This window comes from Rhodobacteraceae bacterium D3-12 (assembly GCA_025916135.1).
Classification (GTDB): Bacteria; Pseudomonadota; Alphaproteobacteria; order Rhodobacterales; family Rhodobacteraceae; genus JAKGBX01.
The window spans coordinates 1,106,848-1,125,838 of the sequence record CP104793.1 but is presented as its reverse complement, the minus strand read 5'-3'; the positions used below and the strand labels follow the sequence as shown (position 1 = coordinate 1,125,838).

Below are 18,991 nucleotides of genomic sequence, written 5' to 3'. Positions count from 1 at the left end.
AAGGCGTATTTTCGCCACAATTTCGCGTCCAAACCGCATGATTTTTAACGAAATTTTAATTGGTGTGAACCAAACCTGAACCTTGGGACAAGCCGCCGCTCTGGCGTTTCACAAGGGGAAGGGATGACCATGCATCAGGCACTGCAACCTTCTGGCGAAGACACTCCGGGCGACGGGTTCGCGCGCTATCTGCTCTCTTGCGACATGGTCTCGGCCTCCGATCTGCTCGACGCCCGCGCGGTGCAATCACGCAGCCGCAGAACCCTTGATCGTATCCTGATCTCCGAAGGCCACGTCAGCAGTCAGGACATGGCCCGCGCCCTCTCGCGCTATCATGGCCTGCCCCGCGCGGACCTCCTCAACAACCCGCCCGACCCGGCGCTGGTTGGCGCCATTCCCTTGCGTCTCTGCCTCAACCGAAGCGTTCTGCCGTGGAAAATGCGCGGTGACACGCTCTGTATCATCGCCTCGCATCTTGACGATTTCACCCATGTTCTCAGCATCATGGGCGATGATGCCCCCAAGGCCGAACTGGCCATCGCCCCGGCCTGCGAAATTCAGGCCGCCCTCGCCCAGACCCATCGTGACACGCTCACCCAACAGGCCTCCGCCCGCGTTCCCGAAGCGGAAAGCTGCCGCACATGGCAGTCGTCGGGGCGACGACGCCTCGCGCTCACCCTGCTCGGTGTCGCGACCCTTCTGGCGCTGACGGTTCTACAACCGGCCTATATGTTCGCGGCCCTCGCGCTCTGGGCGACCTTCACGCTGATCGTCGCCGCCGCACTGCGCCTGTCGGCCTATCTTGCCCATATGTCGGCCCCCGATCCTACCGCCGCACAGGCGACTGATCCCGCGCCCGCCCCCTTGCCCGCGACCGGCCCGCCACAGAACCATTCACGCAGCACCCAACCCCTCCCGTTGCCGCGCGTCTCCATGCTCGTGCCGCTGTTCAAGGAAACCGAAATCGCCAGTCACCTCGTGGCGCGCCTGTCCCGGCTGACCTACCCCAAACCGCTGCTCGACGTGGTGCTCGTGCTGGAAGAGAACGACCACCTCACCCGCGACACCATCGCCGCCTGCACCCTGCCGCCGTGGATGCGCGTGGTCAAAGTCCCCGAAGGCGCGCCCAAGACCAAGCCACGCGCAATGAACTACGCCCTCGACTTCTGTGATGGCGAAATCATCGGCATCTGGGACGCCGAAGACGCCCCCGACCCGGATCAGATCACCCGCATGGTCGAGCGGTTCCAACAGGTGCCCGATGACGTGGTCTGCCTTCAGGGCGTGCTTGATTATTACAACAGCCAGCAGAACTGGCTCTCGCGATGTTTCACCATCGAATATGCCGCGTGGTTCCGCCTCATGCTGCCGGGCATGTCGCGCCTTGGGCTGGCGATCCCGCTGGGGGGCACCACGCTGTTCTTCCGCCGCGCCGCTCTGGAAGAATTGGGCGGTTGGGACGCCCATAACGTCACCGAAGACGCCGATCTCGGCTTCCGCCTCGCCCGTCACGGCTATCGCACCGAGGTGATCTCAACCACCACAAGTGAAGAGGCCAACTGCCGCGTCTGGCCATGGGTCCGCCAACGCTCGCGATGGCTCAAGGGCTACATGGTGACCTACCTCGTTCACATGCGAAATCCGCTGCGCTTTTATCGCCAGATGGGCGCGCTCCGGTTCTGGGGGTTTCAGGCGCATTTTATCACCGCCCTTTCGCAGTTCATACTGGCCCCCTTCCTGTGGTCCTTCTGGCTGGTGCTGCTTGGCCTGCCCCACCCGTTCGACCCGCTGTTCCCGCGTGAGCTGTTGCTGAGCTTCGGTCTGCTTTTCCTGATGATCGAAGTGATCAGCATCCTGATCAACGCCACCGCCGTTTCCGGGCCAAAACACCGGCACCTGCTGCTCTGGGTGCCGACGATGCATTTCTATTATCCGCTGGGGGCCATCGCCGCCTACAAGGCTCTATACGAACTGGTCGCGCTGCCGTTCTATTGGGACAAGACCCAGCACGGCCATTCGCTCGCCAACCGCGCGACCGGCCCTCCCAACACCGGGCCTGCCAACGCGGCCACAGCCATTGCCGCCGCGCCCACCGCCGCGCCCGCAGAAGGCCTAGTTTTCCATACCACCCGCGTCGAGCTTGAGCCGGGTCACGAACGCCTTTGAAATATGCGCCTTGAGCGCGGCTTGCGCCCCGTCTTCGTCCTTGGCCTCAATGGCACGCACGATCGCATCATGCTCTCCCAGCGCGGTCTTGCCCCGGCCCTCCACGGCCAAAGATGTGGTCGCCATCAACGCCATCGACTGATGCACAAGGTCAAGTTGTTGCTTGAGGAACCGGTTGTGCGACGCCAGATGCAACTGGCGGTGGAACCGCCGGTTCGCCTGCGCCAAGGCCTGTGGATCACCGGTCAGCTTGCGGTCCTCCTCGACCATGTCGCGCAACACGCGCACCTCCTCGTCGGTGGCATGTTTCGCCGCCAACCGCGCCGCCAGCCCCTCCAGCTCGGCGCGCACCACATAAAGCTCGGCCAGCTGATTGTGATCCAGCGACGCCACGATCAAACTGCGCCCGTCGCGGGTCAGCAACGCCTGCGTTTCCAACCGCTGCAACGCCTCGCGAATGGGCGTGCGCGACACCCCGAACCGCTCGGCCAGATCGCTTTCCACCAAACGATCCCCCGGCTTGAATTCGCCAAGGTCAATCGCGTCCAGCAACAGCGAATAGGCGTCTTTCTGCGCTGATCGTGCCTCTTTCATGTCGTCCCCTTTTCGTCCCGGCTGACTAGAACGCCAAATGCCCCGCGCATCAACCCCTCGCCCGGCTTTACGCCATTGCGCAGCCCGGCACACGGGCATAGGGTCCGGCCATGCCAAAACACCATTTCACTCATGTCGCTCACTGGGTCTTTGACCTCGATAATACGCTCTATCCGCCCCACGCGCGGCTGTTCGATCAGATCGAGGTCAAGATGACGCAATACGTGATGGACGCCCTCGGCGTTGACCGCGCCCACGCCAATTTTCTGCGCAAGGATTACTGGCAGCGCTATGGCACCACGCTGGCCGGTCTGATGCAGGAACATGACGTCGATCCGACCCCCTACCTGACCCATGTTCACGAAATCTCGCTCGACCACCTCGAACCCGATACCGAATTGCGCCGCGGCATCTCTGCCCTGCCGGGACGCAAGATCGTCTACACCAACGGCTCTGCGCCCTATGCCGAACGGGTAATCGCCGCGCGCGGGCTCAACGGGGTGTTCGATGCGATCTATGGCGTCGAACATGCCGATTTCCACCCCAAGCCCGACGCCCGCGCCTTTGCCGCCGTGTTTGCGCGCGATGGCGTTGAACCGATGCTCGGCGCGATGTTCGAGGATGACGCCCGCAACCTCGCCGTGCCCCACGATCTGGGCATGCGCTGCGTCCATGTCGCGCCCGAGCGCGGGACAGGCGATCATATCCATCACCACACGGTCGACCTCACCGAATTCATCACCCGCCTGACCCGCTAAACCCGAGACAGGATGCCGCTTGGCAATCCCCGCACAGCCGCACTACCTTGAGCGTCAAGGAGCCTTTGACCATGACCAAAACAGACGTTGATATCCTTGTGTCCGGCGGCGGCGTGGCTGGCCTCACGGCGGCAGCCGTGTTTGGTACGGCGGGCTTTTCCGTGCTCTGCGTCGATCCCACCCCGCCGATCACCGAACGCGACGTGCAAGGCTCCGACCTGCGCACCACCGCCTTCCTGCAACCGGCACAGCAATTGCTCGATTTCGCCGGCCTTTGGGAGCGCCTCGCCCCCCATGCCGCCGACCTGCAAATCATGCGGATCGTCGATGCCGGAGGAGAGCGCCCCGAACCCCGCGCCACCCGCGATTTCAACGCCTCCGACATCTCGGAAAAGCCGTTTGGCTGGAACCTGCCCAACTGGCTCTTGCGCCGTGAAATGGTCGCCCGGCTGGCCGAACTGCCCAACGTCGACTTCCGCCCCGGCACCGGCACCACCGCGCTCTTTACCCGCACGAATGAGGCCCGCGTCACCCTCTCGGACGGAGCCAAAGTAACCGCCCGCCTTGTTGTCGCCGCCGATGGCCGCGCCTCGCCCATGCGCAGGGCGGCGGGCATCCCGGTCAAAACCACCCGCTACGGGCAAAAGGCGCTGGCCTTTGCCGTGACCCACCCGATCCCGCACGCCAATGTCTCGACCGAAATCCATCGCTCCGGCGGCCCCTTCACCCTCGTGCCGCTGCCCGATTATAACGGGCTGCCCTCGTCCGCCGTCGTCTGGATGGAGCGCGGGCCAGAGGTGGAACGCCTCGCCGCACTCGACACGCCCGCGTTCGAGACCGAGATGAACACCCGCTCCTGTCAGCTCTTCGGCCCGCTCACGCTGGCCTCGCGGCGCACCACTTGGCCGATCATCTCGCAACTCGCCGAGCGGATGTCGGGCGAACGCCTCGCCCTTGTCGCCGAAGCCGCCCATGTGGTGCCACCCATCGGGGCACAGGGGCTGAACATGTCACTTGGCGATATGCGGGTGCTGCTGGATCTGGCACAGGCCAACCCGGACAGCCTCGGCGATGCCGCGATGCTCGACACCTACCACCGCCGCCGCCACATGGAGGTGCGCGCGCGGGTGACGGGGATCGACATCCTCAACCGCGCCTCAATGATCGAAAGCCGCCCCTTGCGTGATTTGCGCGCCGCGGGTTTGAACGCGATCTACGCGCTGCCGCAAGTGCGCAAAACCATGATGCAACTCGGCCTCGGCGCACGCGGCTGACTGGCTCGGCTGACTGGCTCAACTAGACTGGCGCGCCCCTAGGGCGAGCACCCGACCGTAGCCGTGTGCTCACCCAGCGCCAAAGCGCTATCCGGGCCGGAAAGACTCTGGCAACCGCCGCCTCACAACACCTTATCAAGCACCGCCTTCAGCCGCTCCAGCGTCGCGGGCACATCATAAAGCTTGTCCAACCCAAACAGCCCCAACCGGAACGTGCTGAACCCCTCCGGCTCGTCACATTGCAGCGGCACACCGGCGGCAATCTGCATCCCCTCGGCGGCGAATTTCTTGCCGTTCTGGATCTCTGGATCGCTGGTGTAACTCACCACCACACCCGGCGCGCCGAACCCGTCGGCGGCGACCGACTGAACACCCTTTTCCGCCAGCATCGCCCGCACACCATTGCCCAACGCCCATTGCGCCTCGCTGAGGCGCTCAAAGCCATACTCGCGCGTCTCAAGCATTGTATCGCGGAACGCGCGCAAGGCATCTGTCGGCATCGTCGCGTGATAGGCATGACCGCCATTCTCATAGGCCGCCATGATCGAATGCCACTTCTTGAGATCAATCGCAAAACTGTCCGAGCTGGTCTTCTCCAACCGCTCCAACGCCCGCGCCGACATCATCACCAACCCGGCCGAGGGCGAGGCCGACCACCCCTTTTGCGGCGCCGAGATCAACACATCTACGCCGGTCGCCTTCATATCAACCCAGACCGCGCCGCTGGCGATGCAATCCAGCACCATCAATGCCCCCACCTCATGCGCCGCTGTCGCCAGCGCGGTGATGTAGTCATCAGGCAGGATCACCCCGGCCGAAGTCTCAACATGCGGCGCGAACACCACGTCAGGCTTGGCGCTGCGGATGGCCTCTGTCACCTCGGCAATCGGCGCAGGCGCAAACGGCGCACGCGCATCATTGCCGGTCTGGCGTGCCTTGAACACGGTCGTTTCGGCGGTGAAATTGCCCGCATCGAAAATCTGGCTCCAGCGGTAAGAGAACCACCCGTTGCGCACCACCATCGCATGGGCATCGCGGCCAAACTGGCGCGCCACGGCTTCCATGCCATAGGTATCCCGCCCCCCGGCACCAACGCCACACCATCGGCGTTATAAACCTCTTTCAACATCCCCGAGATGTCGCGCATCACCTGCTGAAACGCCGCCGACATATGGTTCAGCGAGCGGTCGGTGAACACCACCGAAAACTCCAGCATCCCCTCGGGATCAATGGTATCAAGCAGTGCGGCCATGGCTGGTCTCCTTTTCATAAAACCGAGCCTTCTTCTCACAGCCCCGCGCCGCAAAAGCAATCCGCTTTTCCTGTGGTATTTCCGACTCGCCCCGGCGCAAAATCACCGCCGCCCCGCATTTGCGCGTCCCAATCCCCGCCACTGCGGCTAGGATCGGCACAATCGAGGCAACCATGGGGCAACGACCCCTCCGGGCAGGAAAATGGCCGATACAACTCTGTTGTTAAACGGTTTCAGTATTATTGGTGACCCACATACAAATTCAAACGCCCGCGCGGGCAGCGAATTGATGATCCATGACGGCGAGGCGGTCTTTTCCTCTGGCGCCATCGTGGCCTTTCACGTGGAAAACGCCAACGCCGATGGCACCCTCAACGCCAACTCGGTGATCACCGGGGCGGTGGGTCTATGCCAATGCGTCCGACTACTACCTCGACGTGCCGCTCTATTCCTATTCCGGCAGCGCCGATATCGACACCGGGCGCAACAACATGGGCGACCGCTACCTCGAATTCGACGCCTCCGGCCTGACCTCTTCGGACAGCGGCGCGCCGGTGCTGGACGAACTTGCCCTCGTCGCCGGCATTGACGTGCTCGCCGCGATCAATGCGGAAAATGGCCCCTACCGCGTGCCCACCAACGAGGACATCGACCTCGATGGTGACGGGCAAATCACCGGGTCTGAAAACTCCGACGGCTTGTTTTCAAGCGAGCTTAACGTGCTCGCCACCGTCTGCTTCGCCCGCGGCACGCTGATCGACACGCCACAGGGGCCGCGCCTGATCGAAACACTGCAACCGGGCGATTTGGTCAATACGCTTGATGCCGGGCCACAGGCGATCCGCTGGATCGGCGGCGTCAACACGCCCGCCCGGGGCGTCAACGCGCCGGTGCACATCCGGGCCGGAGCGCTTGGCAATACGCGCGACCTGCGCGTGTCGCAAAACCACCGGATGCTGCTCACCGGCCCCCATGCCGAGCTTCTCTTCGGGCAGCCGCAGGTGCTCGTCCCGGCCAAGTTTCTGGTCAATGACAGCACCATCCGCATCACCCCCGCAGACGCGATCACCTACTACCACTTCCTGTTCGACACCCATCACATCGTGTTCGCCGAGGCCTGCCCCGCAGAAAGCCTCTTTCCCGGCAAACAGACCCTCGACGTGCTCGCCCCGCACGAGCGCGACGAGATCCTCGATCTCTTTCCCAATCTCGACAGCAGCCGCTGCATGGGCCCGACAAGCCGCTACACCCTGAAACAGCACGAGGCCCGCGCCCTGCTTCGCAGCGCCTGAACGCGCCTGACAGCCCCCGCTCGGGCCTCACCCCCCGATCGGCCCCTGCAAGCGTTCTTCGCTCAAGAGCACATTCGCCTCCACATCCCCCGCTCCGGGCAAGGTCATGATCCGGCGGCGCAAAATCCGCTCAAAATCGGGAATGTCCCGCGCCACGATCCGCAGGCGATAATCATAAAGCCCAAGGATATGCTCCACCGTCTGCACTTCCGGAATGGCCGAGACCGCCCGCTCGAAATCCTCCAATGACACGCGCCCCTTGGTGGCCAGCTTGACGCCCAGAAAAACCGTCACCCCAAATCCCAGCTTTTCCGCATCCAGCACCAGTCGCCGCCCCTTGATCACCCCGGTATCGCTCAGCCGCCTGATCCGCCGCCACGTCGCCGGTTGCGTCAGACCCAGCTTGCGCCCCAATGCCCCGGCGCTCTGCGTTGCGTCCTCTTGCAAGGCCCGCAGCACCGCCCGGTCGGTCGCATCAAGCTCCGTTAACGTTTCTGCGCTCATATTGGCCTCCTCAGATAAGCCCGTGTCATGCTGGCCCGCCTCATGCTGCCCCGACTCATACGGGCAACACTTCGTCGCTCTTGATCTTCGCGACATGCATCAACGCCTCGATATCGGCGATATGCGGAAGGGTCAGAATACGGGCGCGATACACCTGCTGATAATGCGGCATGTCCTTGGCGATCACCGACAGGCGCACATCGACCCGGCCAAGGAAGGTCTGGATCTCGATCACCTCCGGCACCTCACGCGCCGCCGCAATAAATTCGTCAAACGCCCGCGTTTGGGTCTTGTCCAACGTCACGCGCAGGCTCACCTCGACGGAATAGCCCAAAGCGGTCCAGTCGATGATCGCCTCTTGGCGTTTGATCACGCCACCGGCCTGCATCTTCTCCACCCGCCGCCAACAGCTCGCCGGTGACAAGCCGCACCGCTCGGCCAACTCGCTATTGCTCAGCTCCGGCGCGGCCTGCATCTGGCGCAGGATACGGCGATCCACATCATCAAGCATGATTTTCCCGATAACCTCAATTTGGCGAATAACTATTTCACCTTTGCGCAGGATTCAACAACAACAGAAATAATCCTCCGCCCATCCCCGCTATGGTGGCCACAATCGAACACCCATAAGCAAAGGAGCGCCAAAATGCGCGTTTATTACGATCGTGATTGCGACATCAACCTGATCAAAGACATGAAAGTTGCCATTCTCGGCTATGGCTCCCAAGGCCACGCCCACGCGCTCAACCTGCGCGATTCCGGTGCCAAGAATGTCGTCGTCGCCCTGCGCGAAGGCTCCGCCTCGGCCAAGAAAGCCGAAGGCGAAGGTCTCAAAGTTATGGGCATCGCCGAAGCCGCCGCTTGGTGTGATCTCATCATGTTCACCATGCCCGATGAGCTTCAGGCCGAAACCTACAAGAAATACGTCCACGACAACCTGCGCGAAGGCGCCGCGATTGCCTTCGCCCACGGCCTGAACGTGCACTTCGGCCTGATCGAACCCAAAGCAGGCGTTGACGTGATCATGATGGCCCCCAAAGGCCCCGGTCACACCGTGCGCGGCGAATACGTCAAAGGGGGCGGCGTGCCCTGCCTCGTGGCCGTTGACAATGACGCGTCGGGTAAGGCGCTGGAAATCGGCCTGTCCTATTGCTCCGCCATCGGTGGCGGCCGCTCGGGCATCATCGAAACCAACTTCCGCGAAGAATGCGAAACCGACCTCTTCGGTGAACAGGCCGTTCTCTGCGGTGGCTTGGTTGAGCTGATCCGCATGGGCTTTGAAACGCTGGTCGAAGCGGGCTATGCGCCGGAAATGGCCTATTTCGAATGCCTGCACGAAGTGAAGCTGATCGTTGATCTGATCTATGAAGGCGGCATCGCCAACATGAACTACTCGATCTCGAATACGGCGGAATACGGCGAATATGTCTCCGGCCCGCGCATCCTGCCTTACGACGAAACCAAGGCGCGGATGAAAGCCGTTCTGACAGACATCCAGTCGGGCAAATTCGTGCGTGATTTCATGCTCGAAAACGCTGTGGGTCAGCCGTCCTTCAAGGCGACACGCCGCATCAATGACGAGCACGGCATCGAAGCCACCGGCGAAAAACTGCGCGGCATGATGCCGTGGATTTCCGCCGGCAAGATGGTCGACAAAGAAAAGAACTGATCCCTTGCGATCCGTTACCTCAACAAAACAAGGCCCCGGTATCGCACCGGGGCCTTGTGCTTTTCACAGCGGCTTAACGCGGCCAAAACCCGCCGCGACCGGCTCAATACCGCCCGATGGTGATCGTCTTTTTCTCCAGCGTTTTACCGTTGGCGCCAATCGCCTTCAGCGTCGCGGTATACTTGTTGCCCTTGCCCCCGGAACAGGGCGGCAAATACCCTTTCGAGGCGTATTTGCCCGTGCCGCGCGCCTTCTTGTGAACCTTCACACCATGCGGCAACTTGTTGGTCAGGCCCGGCACCGATGGCAAAGTCGCGCTCGACCCCTTCGCCGGATAGATCAACGACCCGTGACCACCGTTTCTGGACAACGGGCTATAGGATTTGTCGTCATATTCGACCAAAATCGCAGCCGTCCCGGCGGGCAACCCCGTCACCTTCATCGGCGGCGTCGCGCCCTTGCCCCCATGCAGCGTGCATTGCTGGCCCTTGGGCACGGCCTTCCCGGTCCAGCCACCTTGCAAGCTCACCGACATGTCCGCCGCCGCCATCCCGGCCCCGGCCAACAACAATGCACCCGAAAGAAGTATCGTCTTCATAGATCGTCTCCCTGTTTTGCTGATCAAATCCTATTGACGCAATCTGCGCCCCGCAACCTCTCAAACCCCGCGCATCCATGTTTCGATCGGCGCCAAACCGATTGCGATTGACCCGGCCAAGCCGGGCAGATCAATTGCGCACAAAGGAGCCATGAAATGGGCGACGCGCCTGAAATCACACTAAAAAGCTGGCTGATGGTGCTGACGCTCGGCATCGTCTGGGGCGGGACATTCCTGTTTCAAAACCTCGCCCTCCGCAGCACCCCGCCGTTTTGGGTGGCCTCGGCCCGCATCGTTTTTGCCGGCGTGCTGACCTTTGCAATCTGGCGCTTGCGGGGGGGACGGCTCTTTACCACTGCCCAAACCGACTGGCCCCGCCTGATCGCGGTGTCGGTGCTGTCCTCTGCCCTGCCGTTCATGTTTCTCAGCTGGGGACAACTCCATGTCACCTCGGCCTACACCGGCGTGTCCATGGCCACCGTGGCGCTTTTCGTTTTGCCGCTGGCGCATTTCCTCGTCCCCGGCGAGCGTATGACATGGCGGCGCAGCGCAGGCTTCGTGCTTGGCTTTGTCGGCGTCGTCCTTCTGATCGGCCCCAAGGCGTTCTCCTCAACCGGTGAACCGCTTGAAGCCGCCGGGCGACTGGCCTGCCTTGCGGCGGCGGCCTGCTATGCGATCTCATCCATCATGATCCGCCGCCTGCCCCCGGTCGATGCCTTCGGGCTAACCTTCGCGGTGCTCGGCTTTGGTGCCATCGTGGTGTTGCCCGCAGCGCTCATCGCCCACGGCGCGCCGCCCAACCCCGGCCCCCAAGGGCTCGCCATCCTCGCTCTGCTCGGCCTCGTGCCAACAGCCGGGGCCAACCTCCTGCGCATCCTCGTCATCCGAAGCGCGGGGCCGGTGTTCATGAGCCTCACGAATTATCTGGTGCCGCTTTTTGCCGTCCTGTTCGGAGCCAGCTTCCTTGGCGATGCCCTGCCCACCTCGCTCGTCACCGCGATGATGTTCATCCTCTGCGGTGTCGGGCTCAGCCAACTCGGCGCGCTGCGTCGCCTGTTTGGCCGCTCACCCGCGCCATGACACGCCGCCGCTCAACAGGGTCGGGCGCGCCACAGCTGCTTTTGCACGACCGTATCAATCGACGCCAGCCTCCGGTCGATCTCGGCAATCAGGGTGAACAGCTCTGCAGACACCTTGCTGTCGACCTGTCGGGCAAGGTCATAACCCGCATCTTCCAACGCACTCACAAAGGTCTCGCGTATTTGAACCAGTCGAAAATCGACCGGCAGCGAGGCTATTTCGCGTTGTATCTCACGCGCAACATTCAGCGGCATTTCAACTCGATCTCCAATAGAACAACAACGGCTTCTGAGGGCCAGATTACTTGCATGGTTAATTAAATTAGATGCGTCTCCTTATAGGATCGCCGTCATAAAACCTGCGCGTAAACGACATTCTTTCACGAGTATACGACACAAAATGCCCGCCTCGCGCGGCACCGGCGAATACCCGCCTAGCCCATCGCCACAAAACGGCCTGAATTCACGGTCCCGTTACCACAACACGCGCGCCGCACCACGTTCTCAGGCAGCTCCAGCCCGCGCCACCGCAGTCCAAAGCGCCAACGCCTGACGGGTTTCCCTGACATCATGCACCCGCACGATCTGCACCCCCTGCGCCACCGCTCCCAGCGCCACAGCAACCGAACCGGGCATCCGCTCCGCGGGGTTTGACGCCGCGCTCAGCGTGCCAATAAAGCCCTTGCGCGACGCCCCCAAAAGCACCGGACAGCCCAGGCCATGAAACAGGCTGATCCCGCTCAGAATGCGCAGATTGTGCTTTAACGTCTTGCCAAACCCGATCCCCGGATCAACCACAATGCGCTCCCGCGGGATGCCCAGATCGCGCAGGAAAATCACCTGCGCCGCCAGAAAATCATACACATCCAGCAACACATCGTCATAGCGCGGATCAAGATGCATCGTCTCGGGGTCACCCTGTGCATGCATCACACAGACCGGCAAATCATTGGCCACGCAATATTGCGACAGCGCCTTGTCATAGGTGAAACCGGACACGTCATTGACCAGCATCGCGCCCGCCTCATGCGCGGCGCGCGCCACTTCGGCCTTGCGCGTGTCAATCGACATCGGCACTTCCAGCCCTGAGCGGATGGCGGCAATCACCGGCGCGGTGCGGGCGATCTCGGCCTCTTCCGGCACCGTCTGGGCGCCGGGGCGGGTGCTTTCGCCGCCCACGTCGATGATATCCGCGCCTTCGCTGACCATCCGCTTGGCATGGGCCAAGGCCGCCGCCGGACCGCTATGCTTGCCCCCGTCCGAAAAACTATCAGGCGTCACGTTCAAAATGCCCATGATCCGCGCCTGATCCATGCTCAGCCCGGCAATCGGCGTGCGTGGCGCACTCAACCGGCGGCGCGTTTCGTCGGGAATATCCGCCGCGCTCAGAAACTCTGACGGCCCCTCCCGCCGGATTGCCTCAACCGTGTTGAACCAACACGACGCGCCCCCGACAAGCGGCAAGGCATCATCGGGGCGGCGTGGACCGGTCTGAACAAGCGGACGATAGTAGGTTTCCATAAGCGCTCCTTGGGCCAAGCCCCCGGTTTTGGCAAGCGTTCACAGCGTTGCGCAACCAACATCGACCTGCTGCATGACAAACTCCGCCTCGGTTTCGGGCAAAGGCGCGCCAATCGCGCCAAACCGCGCTGCCTCCATGGCCTCGGCAAACCAAACCGCAAGGGCGACCGCATCGCCCGCCTTCACCGACGGGCCGTCCACCGCGTCCAGAATGATCTTGGATGGTGCCCAGACGCTGATCTGGTCATGCTTCATCGCCCAGTCAAACTCGGTCCGCGTCTCGACCACAACACAGCGGTCGTCCTGCGCCGCCAACATCCAAGCGTTTTGCTCAATCGCCAACAGATCAACCCGCCGTTGGGTCATCGCATGCCCCGTCTGCGGCGCATCCGCATCCGGCGGCCCAACACAGAGCAGCACCGGCGCCTCCCCCGCCTCCAGCTGATCCAGCCAGCCGCTCAACAGAGGTGAGCGGATCGCCTCGTTCGACAGAAACACGACATGCGGATGCGGCGCTTCGCCCGGATCGGGCGGCGCGGCAAAAACCACCGGATCGCCTTTGCCCCGCACAATCTCAACGCCCAAGGCACCGGGGCCACGATCCAGCTTCTCGATCCGTACAAACACCCGCTCGGCCTGTGGCTCCAACAGGATCCGCTCGGCCACCCGCTCCGCCAGCGTCTCCAACAGGTTCAGCCGCTCCGCCGCCAACTCAAACGCAATCGCCTCGGTGACCTTGTCATAGCTCAGGATGCGATCCACATCGTCGTCCACGCGGGTGTCCAGCGGACGCACCTCGACCACGATGTTGAAACAAATCCGCTGCGTCGTGCCGCGCTCTTTCTGGAACGCGCCGATCTCAACCTCAACCGTATGATCCCGCAGGGAAATTCGGTCGAGCGGATGCCCCTCTCCCGTCGCACGCGAGCGCGCATCCGGGTGGTCAAAGGCCAAAGCGATTTCATTGCTCATTGCGCATTTCCCCTCGTTTCGGGCCTTACCCTAGGTGAAAGATCGGTGGCTTAACATGCGCGACACGCCATGTCGCAGCCCATTTGCGGCGTCACTTGCAATAAGACCCCGAGCGATAGCGCGCTGTATCGAAATGAAAGTGGTCCCGGTGATAGCGGTTCGCATTGGGGCCAAGCACGGTGCCAAACGGGCCACAAGCCGCCCGGTGCATCTGGCGCAGCGCCTTGCCCTTCCAGCCCCCGCGCCAGTGTTTAAGCACCGACACCTCGGACCCGTCCTTGAGGTAAAACGCCGAAATATCAATCGCCCGCCCTTTGCCGTGCTCCGAGATTTTGCCGCCCCGCTTGTTGTTGCGATAACGACAGGCGTAATGCGCCGCGACCCGGATCTTGGTCACCCCGCCACCCTTGCGGCCAATCGACGGCTTCAACCCCTTGTCGACCCATCGTTTCAACGCCTTCGCCGTGCCGCAATCCATCACCGATTGCTGCGACAGCGCGACGCCGCTGACCGAACGCAGCTTGATTGCGCTTTTGACACCACAGCCCCCCAAGCGCCCCGGCACCCGGCCAACCACGCTGCCTTGCAGCGCTAGATCACCACAGACCATCCCCTTGCGCAGGGCGCGTTTCTTCTTGCCCGCAAACACGCTGACCCGTTCGGTGCGCGGCTTGGGGCGCAGGCTCTGAAACAGGCCTTTGCGCTTTTTGGTGGTCTCGGTGGTCACCACCACGGCGCGCCCGTCCTCGGTCTTGATCTGCGCACCCGCGCCCTGCGTTTCAACCGGCGTCACAACCTCAGCCGCAACCGGCGTGCTCACACCGACAGCCCCCTGCCCCCGCGCCACCGGGCGCAACGACGCATCCGGCGCCTGCGCCACCACCGACGTGCCCCACAGCACCGCAATCAGACCCGCTAAACAAACCGTTTTACCCATTATTTCGCCTTTACCCGTCCAAAGTCCGGCGCATCGGTGTCCTGACCCGCCTCGATGATTCCACGTCGAATGTCGCGCGTTCGGGTAAAATAATCAAAAAGATGATCGCCATCGCCGGTCCGAATGGCACGTTGCAGCGCAAAAAGCTCCTCGGTGAAGCGCCCCAGAATTTCCAAAGTGGCCTGTTTGTTGTTCAGAAAAACATCCCGCCACATGGTCGGATCGCTCGCCGCGATGCGCGTGAAATCACGGAAACCGGCGGCGGAGAATGCGATGACTTCCTGCTCGCTCACACGGCTGAAATCATCCGCAACCCCCACCATCGTATAGGCAATCGCATGTGGAATATGGCTGACCACAGCACACACAAGGTCATGATGCGCCACCTCCATCCGCTCGGTGTTCGCCCCCAGCGCCTGCCAGAACGCAACCAACCGCTCAACCGCAGCCTCGTCAACGCCCTCCTGTGGCACGATCAAGGTCCAGCGGTTGTCAAACAACTCCGCAAACCCCGCCTCCGGGCCGGAATGTTCGGTCCCCGCCATCGGGTGCGCCGGCACGAAATGCACGCCCTCGGGCAAATGCGGGCCGACCGCCTCGACCACCGCCTGCTTGACCGAGCCGACATCCGACACCGTCGCGCCTGGCTTCAGGTGTGGCGCGATCTCCGCCGCCACCGTCGCCATCGCCCCCACAGGCACGCAAAGCACCACCAGATCGGCGTCTTTGACCGCCTCCGCCGCGCTATCGCAGACCACATCAACCAAGCCGATCCGCCGCGCCGTGTCGCGGGTCTCTTCGGTGCGGGCATAGCCGGTGATCTCGCCCACCACCCCGGACCGACTCGCCGCCAAAGCCATCGACCCCGCAATCAACCCCAAACCGATCAACGCCACACGTTCGTAAATCACGCTCATGCTCCGGCCTCCCGCCATTTGGTCAGCGCCACAATCACCCGGCCCGTCTGCGCCGCGTCGCCCACGGTAATCCGCAAGCCATCGGCAAACCCATAGCCCGCGACCCGCCGCACAATGATCCCGTCCTCCTGCAGGGCGGCATCGGCGGCATGTGCCTGATCCTCGCTGCCAAACCGCGCCAGCACAAAGTTACCGTGACTGTCATCACAGGCCACACCCAACTGGCGCAGCGCACCGGTCAACCGCGCCCGCTGTTCACTGTTCAAACGCGCGCACGCCTGCACCCATTCCTGATCGCGCACCGCCGCCTCCGCGGCGGCCAACTGCAAGACCGACAGGTTAAAGGGCTGGCGGATCCGCGTCATCACATCAATCATCGCCTTGGGGCCATATCCCCACCCAATGCGCAAACCGCCCAACCCGTAAATCTTGGAAAAGGTCCGCGTCATCAACACGTTGGGCCGCGCGCTGGCCAAACCTACGCCACCGTCATAGCCCTCGGCGAACTCAACATAGGCCCCGTCCAGCACCAAAATCACATGCTCTGGCAAGCCATCTGCCAACCGCACCAGCTCCGCCTCGGATACCACCGTGCCGGTCGGGTTGCCCGGATTGGCGATGAACACCACCCGCGTGCGCTCGCTCACCGCCGACAGGATCGCATCCACATCCACCACCCGCTCGCGTTCGGGCACAGACACCGGCACCGCCCCCGCCATATGCGCCAGAATCGGATACATCGAAAACCCGTGCTCGGTATGGATCACCTCGTCGCCGGGGCCAGCAAAGGCCTGCACCACGAATTGCAACACCTCGTCCGAACCGACCCCACAAATGATCCGCTCCGGGTCCAGCCCATGCACCGCGCCAATCGCCTCGCGCAACGCCGCGTGATCGGTCGACGGATAAAGATGCGCCGTCCCCGCCGCCTCGGCCAACGCGGCCTTCGCACTCGCCGGCGCGCCCAACGGGTTCTCGTTCGAGCTCAGCTTCAGAACCTGCTCATGCCCGGCAAGGCTCGCCTTGCCACCAACATAAAGCTCGATCTCCATGATCCCGGGTTGCGGTTCGATTTTCGACATCGGCCTGTCTCCTTTGGCAGGGTTCTAACCCATGGACGCAAAATGAAAAAGAAATGAAAAAGGCCGCGGCGGTTTCCCGTCGCGGCCCTTTCGGATTGGATTTGGCGAAGATTAGTTCTTCGCGTAGAATTCCACGACGAGGTTGGGTTCCATCATGACCGGATACGGCACATCGCCAAGCTGCGGCGTGCGCACGAAACGTGCGGTCATCTTCGAATGGTCCACTTCGACATAATCAGGCACATCGCGCTCGGGCAGCTGAACAGCTTCCAACAGAACGGCCATCTGCTTGGACTTCTCGCGCACTTCCACAACGTCACCCTCTTTCACACGGTACGAGGGGATGTTCACGCGCTGGCCGTTAACCAGAACATGACCGTGGTTCACGAACTGACGCGCGGCAAACACGGTCGCCACGAACTTGGCACGGTAAACAACGGCGTCCAGACGACGCTCCAGCAGACCGATCAGGTTTTCACCGGTGTCGCCTTTGACACGCTCGGCTTCACCGTAAATGCGGCGGAATTGCTTCTCGGTCAGATCGCCGTAATAGCCTTTCAGCTTCTGCTTGGCGCGCAGCTGCAAACCAAAGTCAGACAGCTTGCCTTTACGGCGCTGACCATGCTGGCCGGGGCCATATTCACGACGGTTAACCGGGGATTTCGGACGACCCCAGATGTTTTCACCCATCCGGCGGTCAATTTTGTGCTTGGCAGACGTGCGTTTTGTCACGGCTGATCTCCTTTATAGTGGCTTTTCAGCTCGCTCCGAAAACCTGTCCCCATTCTTCGGGCTGAAATCGCATCTGCGCTTCAATCCGTGGGGGCGTGTTGGCGGAAAGCCTCGTGCCGTGTGTAAAGGGCGTTGTCCTTTGGCCGAAGCCCGACAGGCATCCCCTTGCGAGGGCCACCAACACCAATGAAGTCGCGCTTATAGCTCCCCGCGCCGCCCTGTCAACCACCAAAGCACCGCGCAACCTGACGCAGCTTAGCGTTCAAAGCGCCCGCCTTCATCTGACCGCAAATATCCCCCCGGAGGGTCCAACAGACACTCCGCGCACAACCCTCGGCAAATCTGGGGGGTCGGCCCGCGAAATTCTTCCTTCCCCACAAGGGGAAGGACAGGTTGGGGGTCAAGCAGAGAGCGCGCGCCCGCGCTCAATCCTTCAAACGCTCACGCCACATCATGCATGAAAATCGCCGCCTCGCTGGCCGACAAATTGCGCCGCGCCGAGGCGCCATAAGCCTGCGGATTGGCGCCAAATTCGGGGAAAGCAGCAAGCAGCCTCGCCCGGTCATCGTCGCTCAACGTGCTCAAAGCGGTGTTCGCCGGATGAAAACTCTCGGTCTCCACCCCATTGGCCCAGACGATCTGATGCGCGGGCAACAACAGGTGCACATAAGTCACCTCGCGCAGCTGGCTGTCCACGACCACGTTGCGATCGTTAATCAAATCCTTGGCCCGCACCAACACTTCATCCGTGTTGAACAACGCCCGCGCCACATGCCCCTTGACCAGCATCCGGTGCTCCGGGCTGACAATCAGCTCCTCTTCCGGGCGTTCCACACCCAACGCTCCGGCCCGAATACGCACCGGACGAAGCCGCGGCATCGCGAACAATCGCGCCCCGGTCATCCGCCGCGCCCCGATCCACTGGATCTCCTGCGCGCCGTTGTCCTTGGTTGCAACCATATCGCCTTCACAAAGGCTCTCCACCGCGCGCGGCCCGTCCGGCGTCTCAATACGCGTGCCAGGCGTGAAACAGATCACCCCGCCCGCGTCCGGTTCTAGAGGGTGGCCTTCACTGTGCTCAAAACTCTGATGAACCACCCAAAGCGCTTGCCCCTTCGGCGGTATCTCATCCACAAACATCAAAAGCGGCGGCTGCCCCGGCCCCACTTCAACCAACGTCACGGTATAACTCTGCGAGCCATTGGTGACGACAAAACTGTTGTCCTGAAAGATCGAGTCCATCTCGACATCATCCAACCGTTTCGTGCCCGAAACGGCAGCACCAACCAAACGGCGCACCATACGCGCCGCACGCTTGCGGATATTGCTTTCTCCGTCTGCCCCGTCCAATCGCAACAACTCACCCGGGCCATCAACCCGCACTGCGTCCCCATGCCAGAGCCATGAGACCCCAACCCGCAATGCAAACACCGGGGCGGCCTTAAGACCATCCACTTCCGTCTGCGACCAGGAGATGACAAACGTGCCCTTAAAGCCCGTTCCCATGCCTGTATGCCTGCCTTTTATCTTTTTTATTAACGATAGGTTAACAAAGGTGATTCGCTGGGCCAAGCCCATTGTGATCACCAGCGACAAAAACTGTTGCAAAAATCCTGACGCCGTAACGCGTCATGCGCCCCTACG

The 18,991-nt window shown here is 62.2% G+C and carries 19 protein-coding genes and 1 pseudogene; 6 read left to right on the top strand and 14 right to left on the bottom strand.

The features are described 5' to 3' along the window. The first annotated feature begins 123 nt into the window (after positions 1-123). Positions 124-2,166: a glycosyltransferase gene (locus N4R57_05625; protein ID UYV38547.1), complete on the top strand. Its 2,043-nt coding sequence runs from the start codon at positions 124-126 to the stop codon at positions 2,164-2,166. On the opposite strand, the gene N4R57_05620 is transcribed toward N4R57_05625, so the two are convergent. Further along, positions 2,113-2,760 (bottom strand): GntR family transcriptional regulator, encoded by a 648-nt coding sequence (locus tag N4R57_05620; protein UYV38546.1) that lies wholly within the window; start codon positions 2,758-2,760, stop codon positions 2,113-2,115. The genes N4R57_05625 and N4R57_05620 overlap by 54 nt on opposite strands. Before the next feature lie 110 nt (positions 2,761-2,870). Here N4R57_05620 and N4R57_05615 point away from each other — a divergent pair, with 110 nt between their 5' ends. Together N4R57_05615 and N4R57_05610 are read left to right on the top strand one after the other, a co-directional pair. Next, entirely contained in the window at positions 2,871-3,518 is a 648-nt protein-coding gene (locus N4R57_05615; GenBank protein UYV38545.1) for a pyrimidine 5'-nucleotidase, read from the top strand. A gap of 71 nt (positions 3,519-3,589) precedes the next feature. Beyond that, complete coding sequence (locus tag N4R57_05610) at positions 3,590-4,792, top strand: UbiH/UbiF family hydroxylase (GenBank protein ID UYV38544.1); 1,203 nt, start codon at positions 3,590-3,592, stop codon at positions 4,790-4,792. A 122-nt stretch (positions 4,793-4,914) separates the two neighbouring features. Here N4R57_05610 and N4R57_05605 read toward each other — a convergent pair. Further along, positions 4,915-6,044, bottom strand: a pseudogene (locus tag N4R57_05605) (aminotransferase class V-fold PLP-dependent enzyme). Then, the gene (locus N4R57_05600) at positions 6,028-6,219 is read right to left on the bottom strand and encodes a hypothetical protein (protein ID UYV38543.1); all 192 of its coding nucleotides are present in this window, start codon (positions 6,217-6,219) and stop codon (positions 6,028-6,030) included. The pseudogene N4R57_05605 and the gene N4R57_05600 overlap by 17 nt, the downstream one beginning before the upstream one ends. A 262-nt stretch (positions 6,220-6,481) precedes the next feature. On the opposite strand from N4R57_05600, the gene N4R57_05595 reads away from it, so the two are divergent. Further along, positions 6,482-7,336 carry a Hint domain-containing protein gene (locus N4R57_05595; GenBank protein UYV38542.1) on the top strand — a complete coding sequence of 285 codons (855 nt, stop codon included), beginning with the start codon at positions 6,482-6,484 and terminating at the stop codon, positions 7,334-7,336. Positions 7,337-7,363: 27 nt separating this feature from the next. Here N4R57_05595 and N4R57_05590 read toward each other — a convergent pair whose 3' ends face one another. Together N4R57_05590 and N4R57_05585 are read right to left on the bottom strand one after the other, a co-directional pair. Next, on the bottom strand, positions 7,364-7,840 hold the full coding sequence (locus tag N4R57_05590; protein UYV38541.1) for an Lrp/AsnC family transcriptional regulator: 477 nt from the start codon (positions 7,838-7,840) through the stop codon (positions 7,364-7,366). Between the two features lie 55 nt (positions 7,841-7,895). Beyond that, positions 7,896-8,351, bottom strand: a complete 456-nt coding sequence (locus tag N4R57_05585) for an Lrp/AsnC family transcriptional regulator (GenBank protein ID UYV38540.1) — start codon at positions 8,349-8,351, stop codon at positions 7,896-7,898. Positions 8,352-8,486: 135 nt separating this feature from the next. Here N4R57_05585 and ilvC point away from each other — a divergent pair, with 135 nt between their 5' ends. Continuing rightward, complete coding sequence (gene ilvC / locus N4R57_05580) at positions 8,487-9,509, top strand: ketol-acid reductoisomerase (GenBank protein UYV38539.1); 1,023 nt, start codon at positions 8,487-8,489, stop codon at positions 9,507-9,509. A gap of 103 nt (positions 9,510-9,612) precedes the next feature. Here the strand turns inward: ilvC and N4R57_05575 are convergent, their stop codons facing one another. Continuing rightward, the gene (locus N4R57_05575; GenBank protein UYV38538.1) at positions 9,613-10,107 is read right to left on the bottom strand and encodes a hypothetical protein; all 495 of its coding nucleotides are present in this window, start codon (positions 10,105-10,107) and stop codon (positions 9,613-9,615) included. Positions 10,108-10,263: 156 nt separating this feature from the next. Here N4R57_05575 and N4R57_05570 point away from each other — a divergent pair, with 156 nt between their 5' ends. Beyond that, complete coding sequence (locus N4R57_05570) at positions 10,264-11,187, top strand: DMT family transporter (GenBank protein UYV38537.1); 924 nt, start codon at positions 10,264-10,266, stop codon at positions 11,185-11,187. 11 nt (positions 11,188-11,198) lie between these two features. Here the strand turns inward: N4R57_05570 and N4R57_05565 are convergent, their stop codons facing one another. The 8 genes from N4R57_05565 to N4R57_05530 all read right to left on the bottom strand — a co-directional run bounded on the left by N4R57_05565 (position 11,199) and on the right by N4R57_05530 (position 18,853). Then, positions 11,199-11,441 carry a hypothetical protein gene (locus tag N4R57_05565; protein UYV38536.1) on the bottom strand — a complete coding sequence of 81 codons (243 nt, stop codon included), beginning with the start codon at positions 11,439-11,441 and terminating at the stop codon, positions 11,199-11,201. A 249-nt stretch (positions 11,442-11,690) separates the two neighbouring features. Further along, a complete protein-coding gene (gene folP / locus N4R57_05560; protein ID UYV38535.1) occupies positions 11,691-12,707 on the bottom strand; it encodes a dihydropteroate synthase in 1,017 nt (338 codons plus the stop codon). Positions 12,708-12,746: 39 nt separating this feature from the next. Further along, positions 12,747-13,679: a dihydroneopterin aldolase gene (locus N4R57_05555; GenBank protein UYV38534.1), complete on the bottom strand. Its 933-nt coding sequence runs from the start codon at positions 13,677-13,679 to the stop codon at positions 12,747-12,749. Between the two features lie 91 nt (positions 13,680-13,770). Continuing rightward, positions 13,771-14,616, bottom strand: a complete 846-nt coding sequence (locus N4R57_05550) for an extensin family protein (protein ID UYV38533.1) — start codon at positions 14,614-14,616, stop codon at positions 13,771-13,773. Beyond that, a complete protein-coding gene (locus N4R57_05545; GenBank protein ID UYV38532.1) occupies positions 14,616-15,533 on the bottom strand; it encodes a prephenate/arogenate dehydrogenase family protein in 918 nt (305 codons plus the stop codon). The genes N4R57_05550 and N4R57_05545 overlap by 1 nt, the downstream gene beginning before the upstream one ends. Continuing rightward, positions 15,530-16,615 (bottom strand): histidinol-phosphate transaminase, encoded by a 1,086-nt coding sequence (hisC, locus tag N4R57_05540; GenBank protein UYV38531.1) that lies wholly within the window; start codon positions 16,613-16,615, stop codon positions 15,530-15,532. The genes N4R57_05545 and hisC overlap by 4 nt, the downstream gene beginning before the upstream one ends. A 111-nt stretch (positions 16,616-16,726) precedes the next feature. Further along, a complete protein-coding gene (gene rpsD, locus N4R57_05535) occupies positions 16,727-17,347 on the bottom strand; it encodes a 30S ribosomal protein S4 (GenBank protein UYV38530.1) in 621 nt (206 codons plus the stop codon). A gap of 441 nt (positions 17,348-17,788) precedes the next feature. Next, positions 17,789-18,853, bottom strand: a complete 1,065-nt coding sequence (locus N4R57_05530; GenBank protein UYV38529.1) for a Hint domain-containing protein — start codon at positions 18,851-18,853, stop codon at positions 17,789-17,791. Positions 18,854-18,991: the final 138 nt, after the last annotated feature.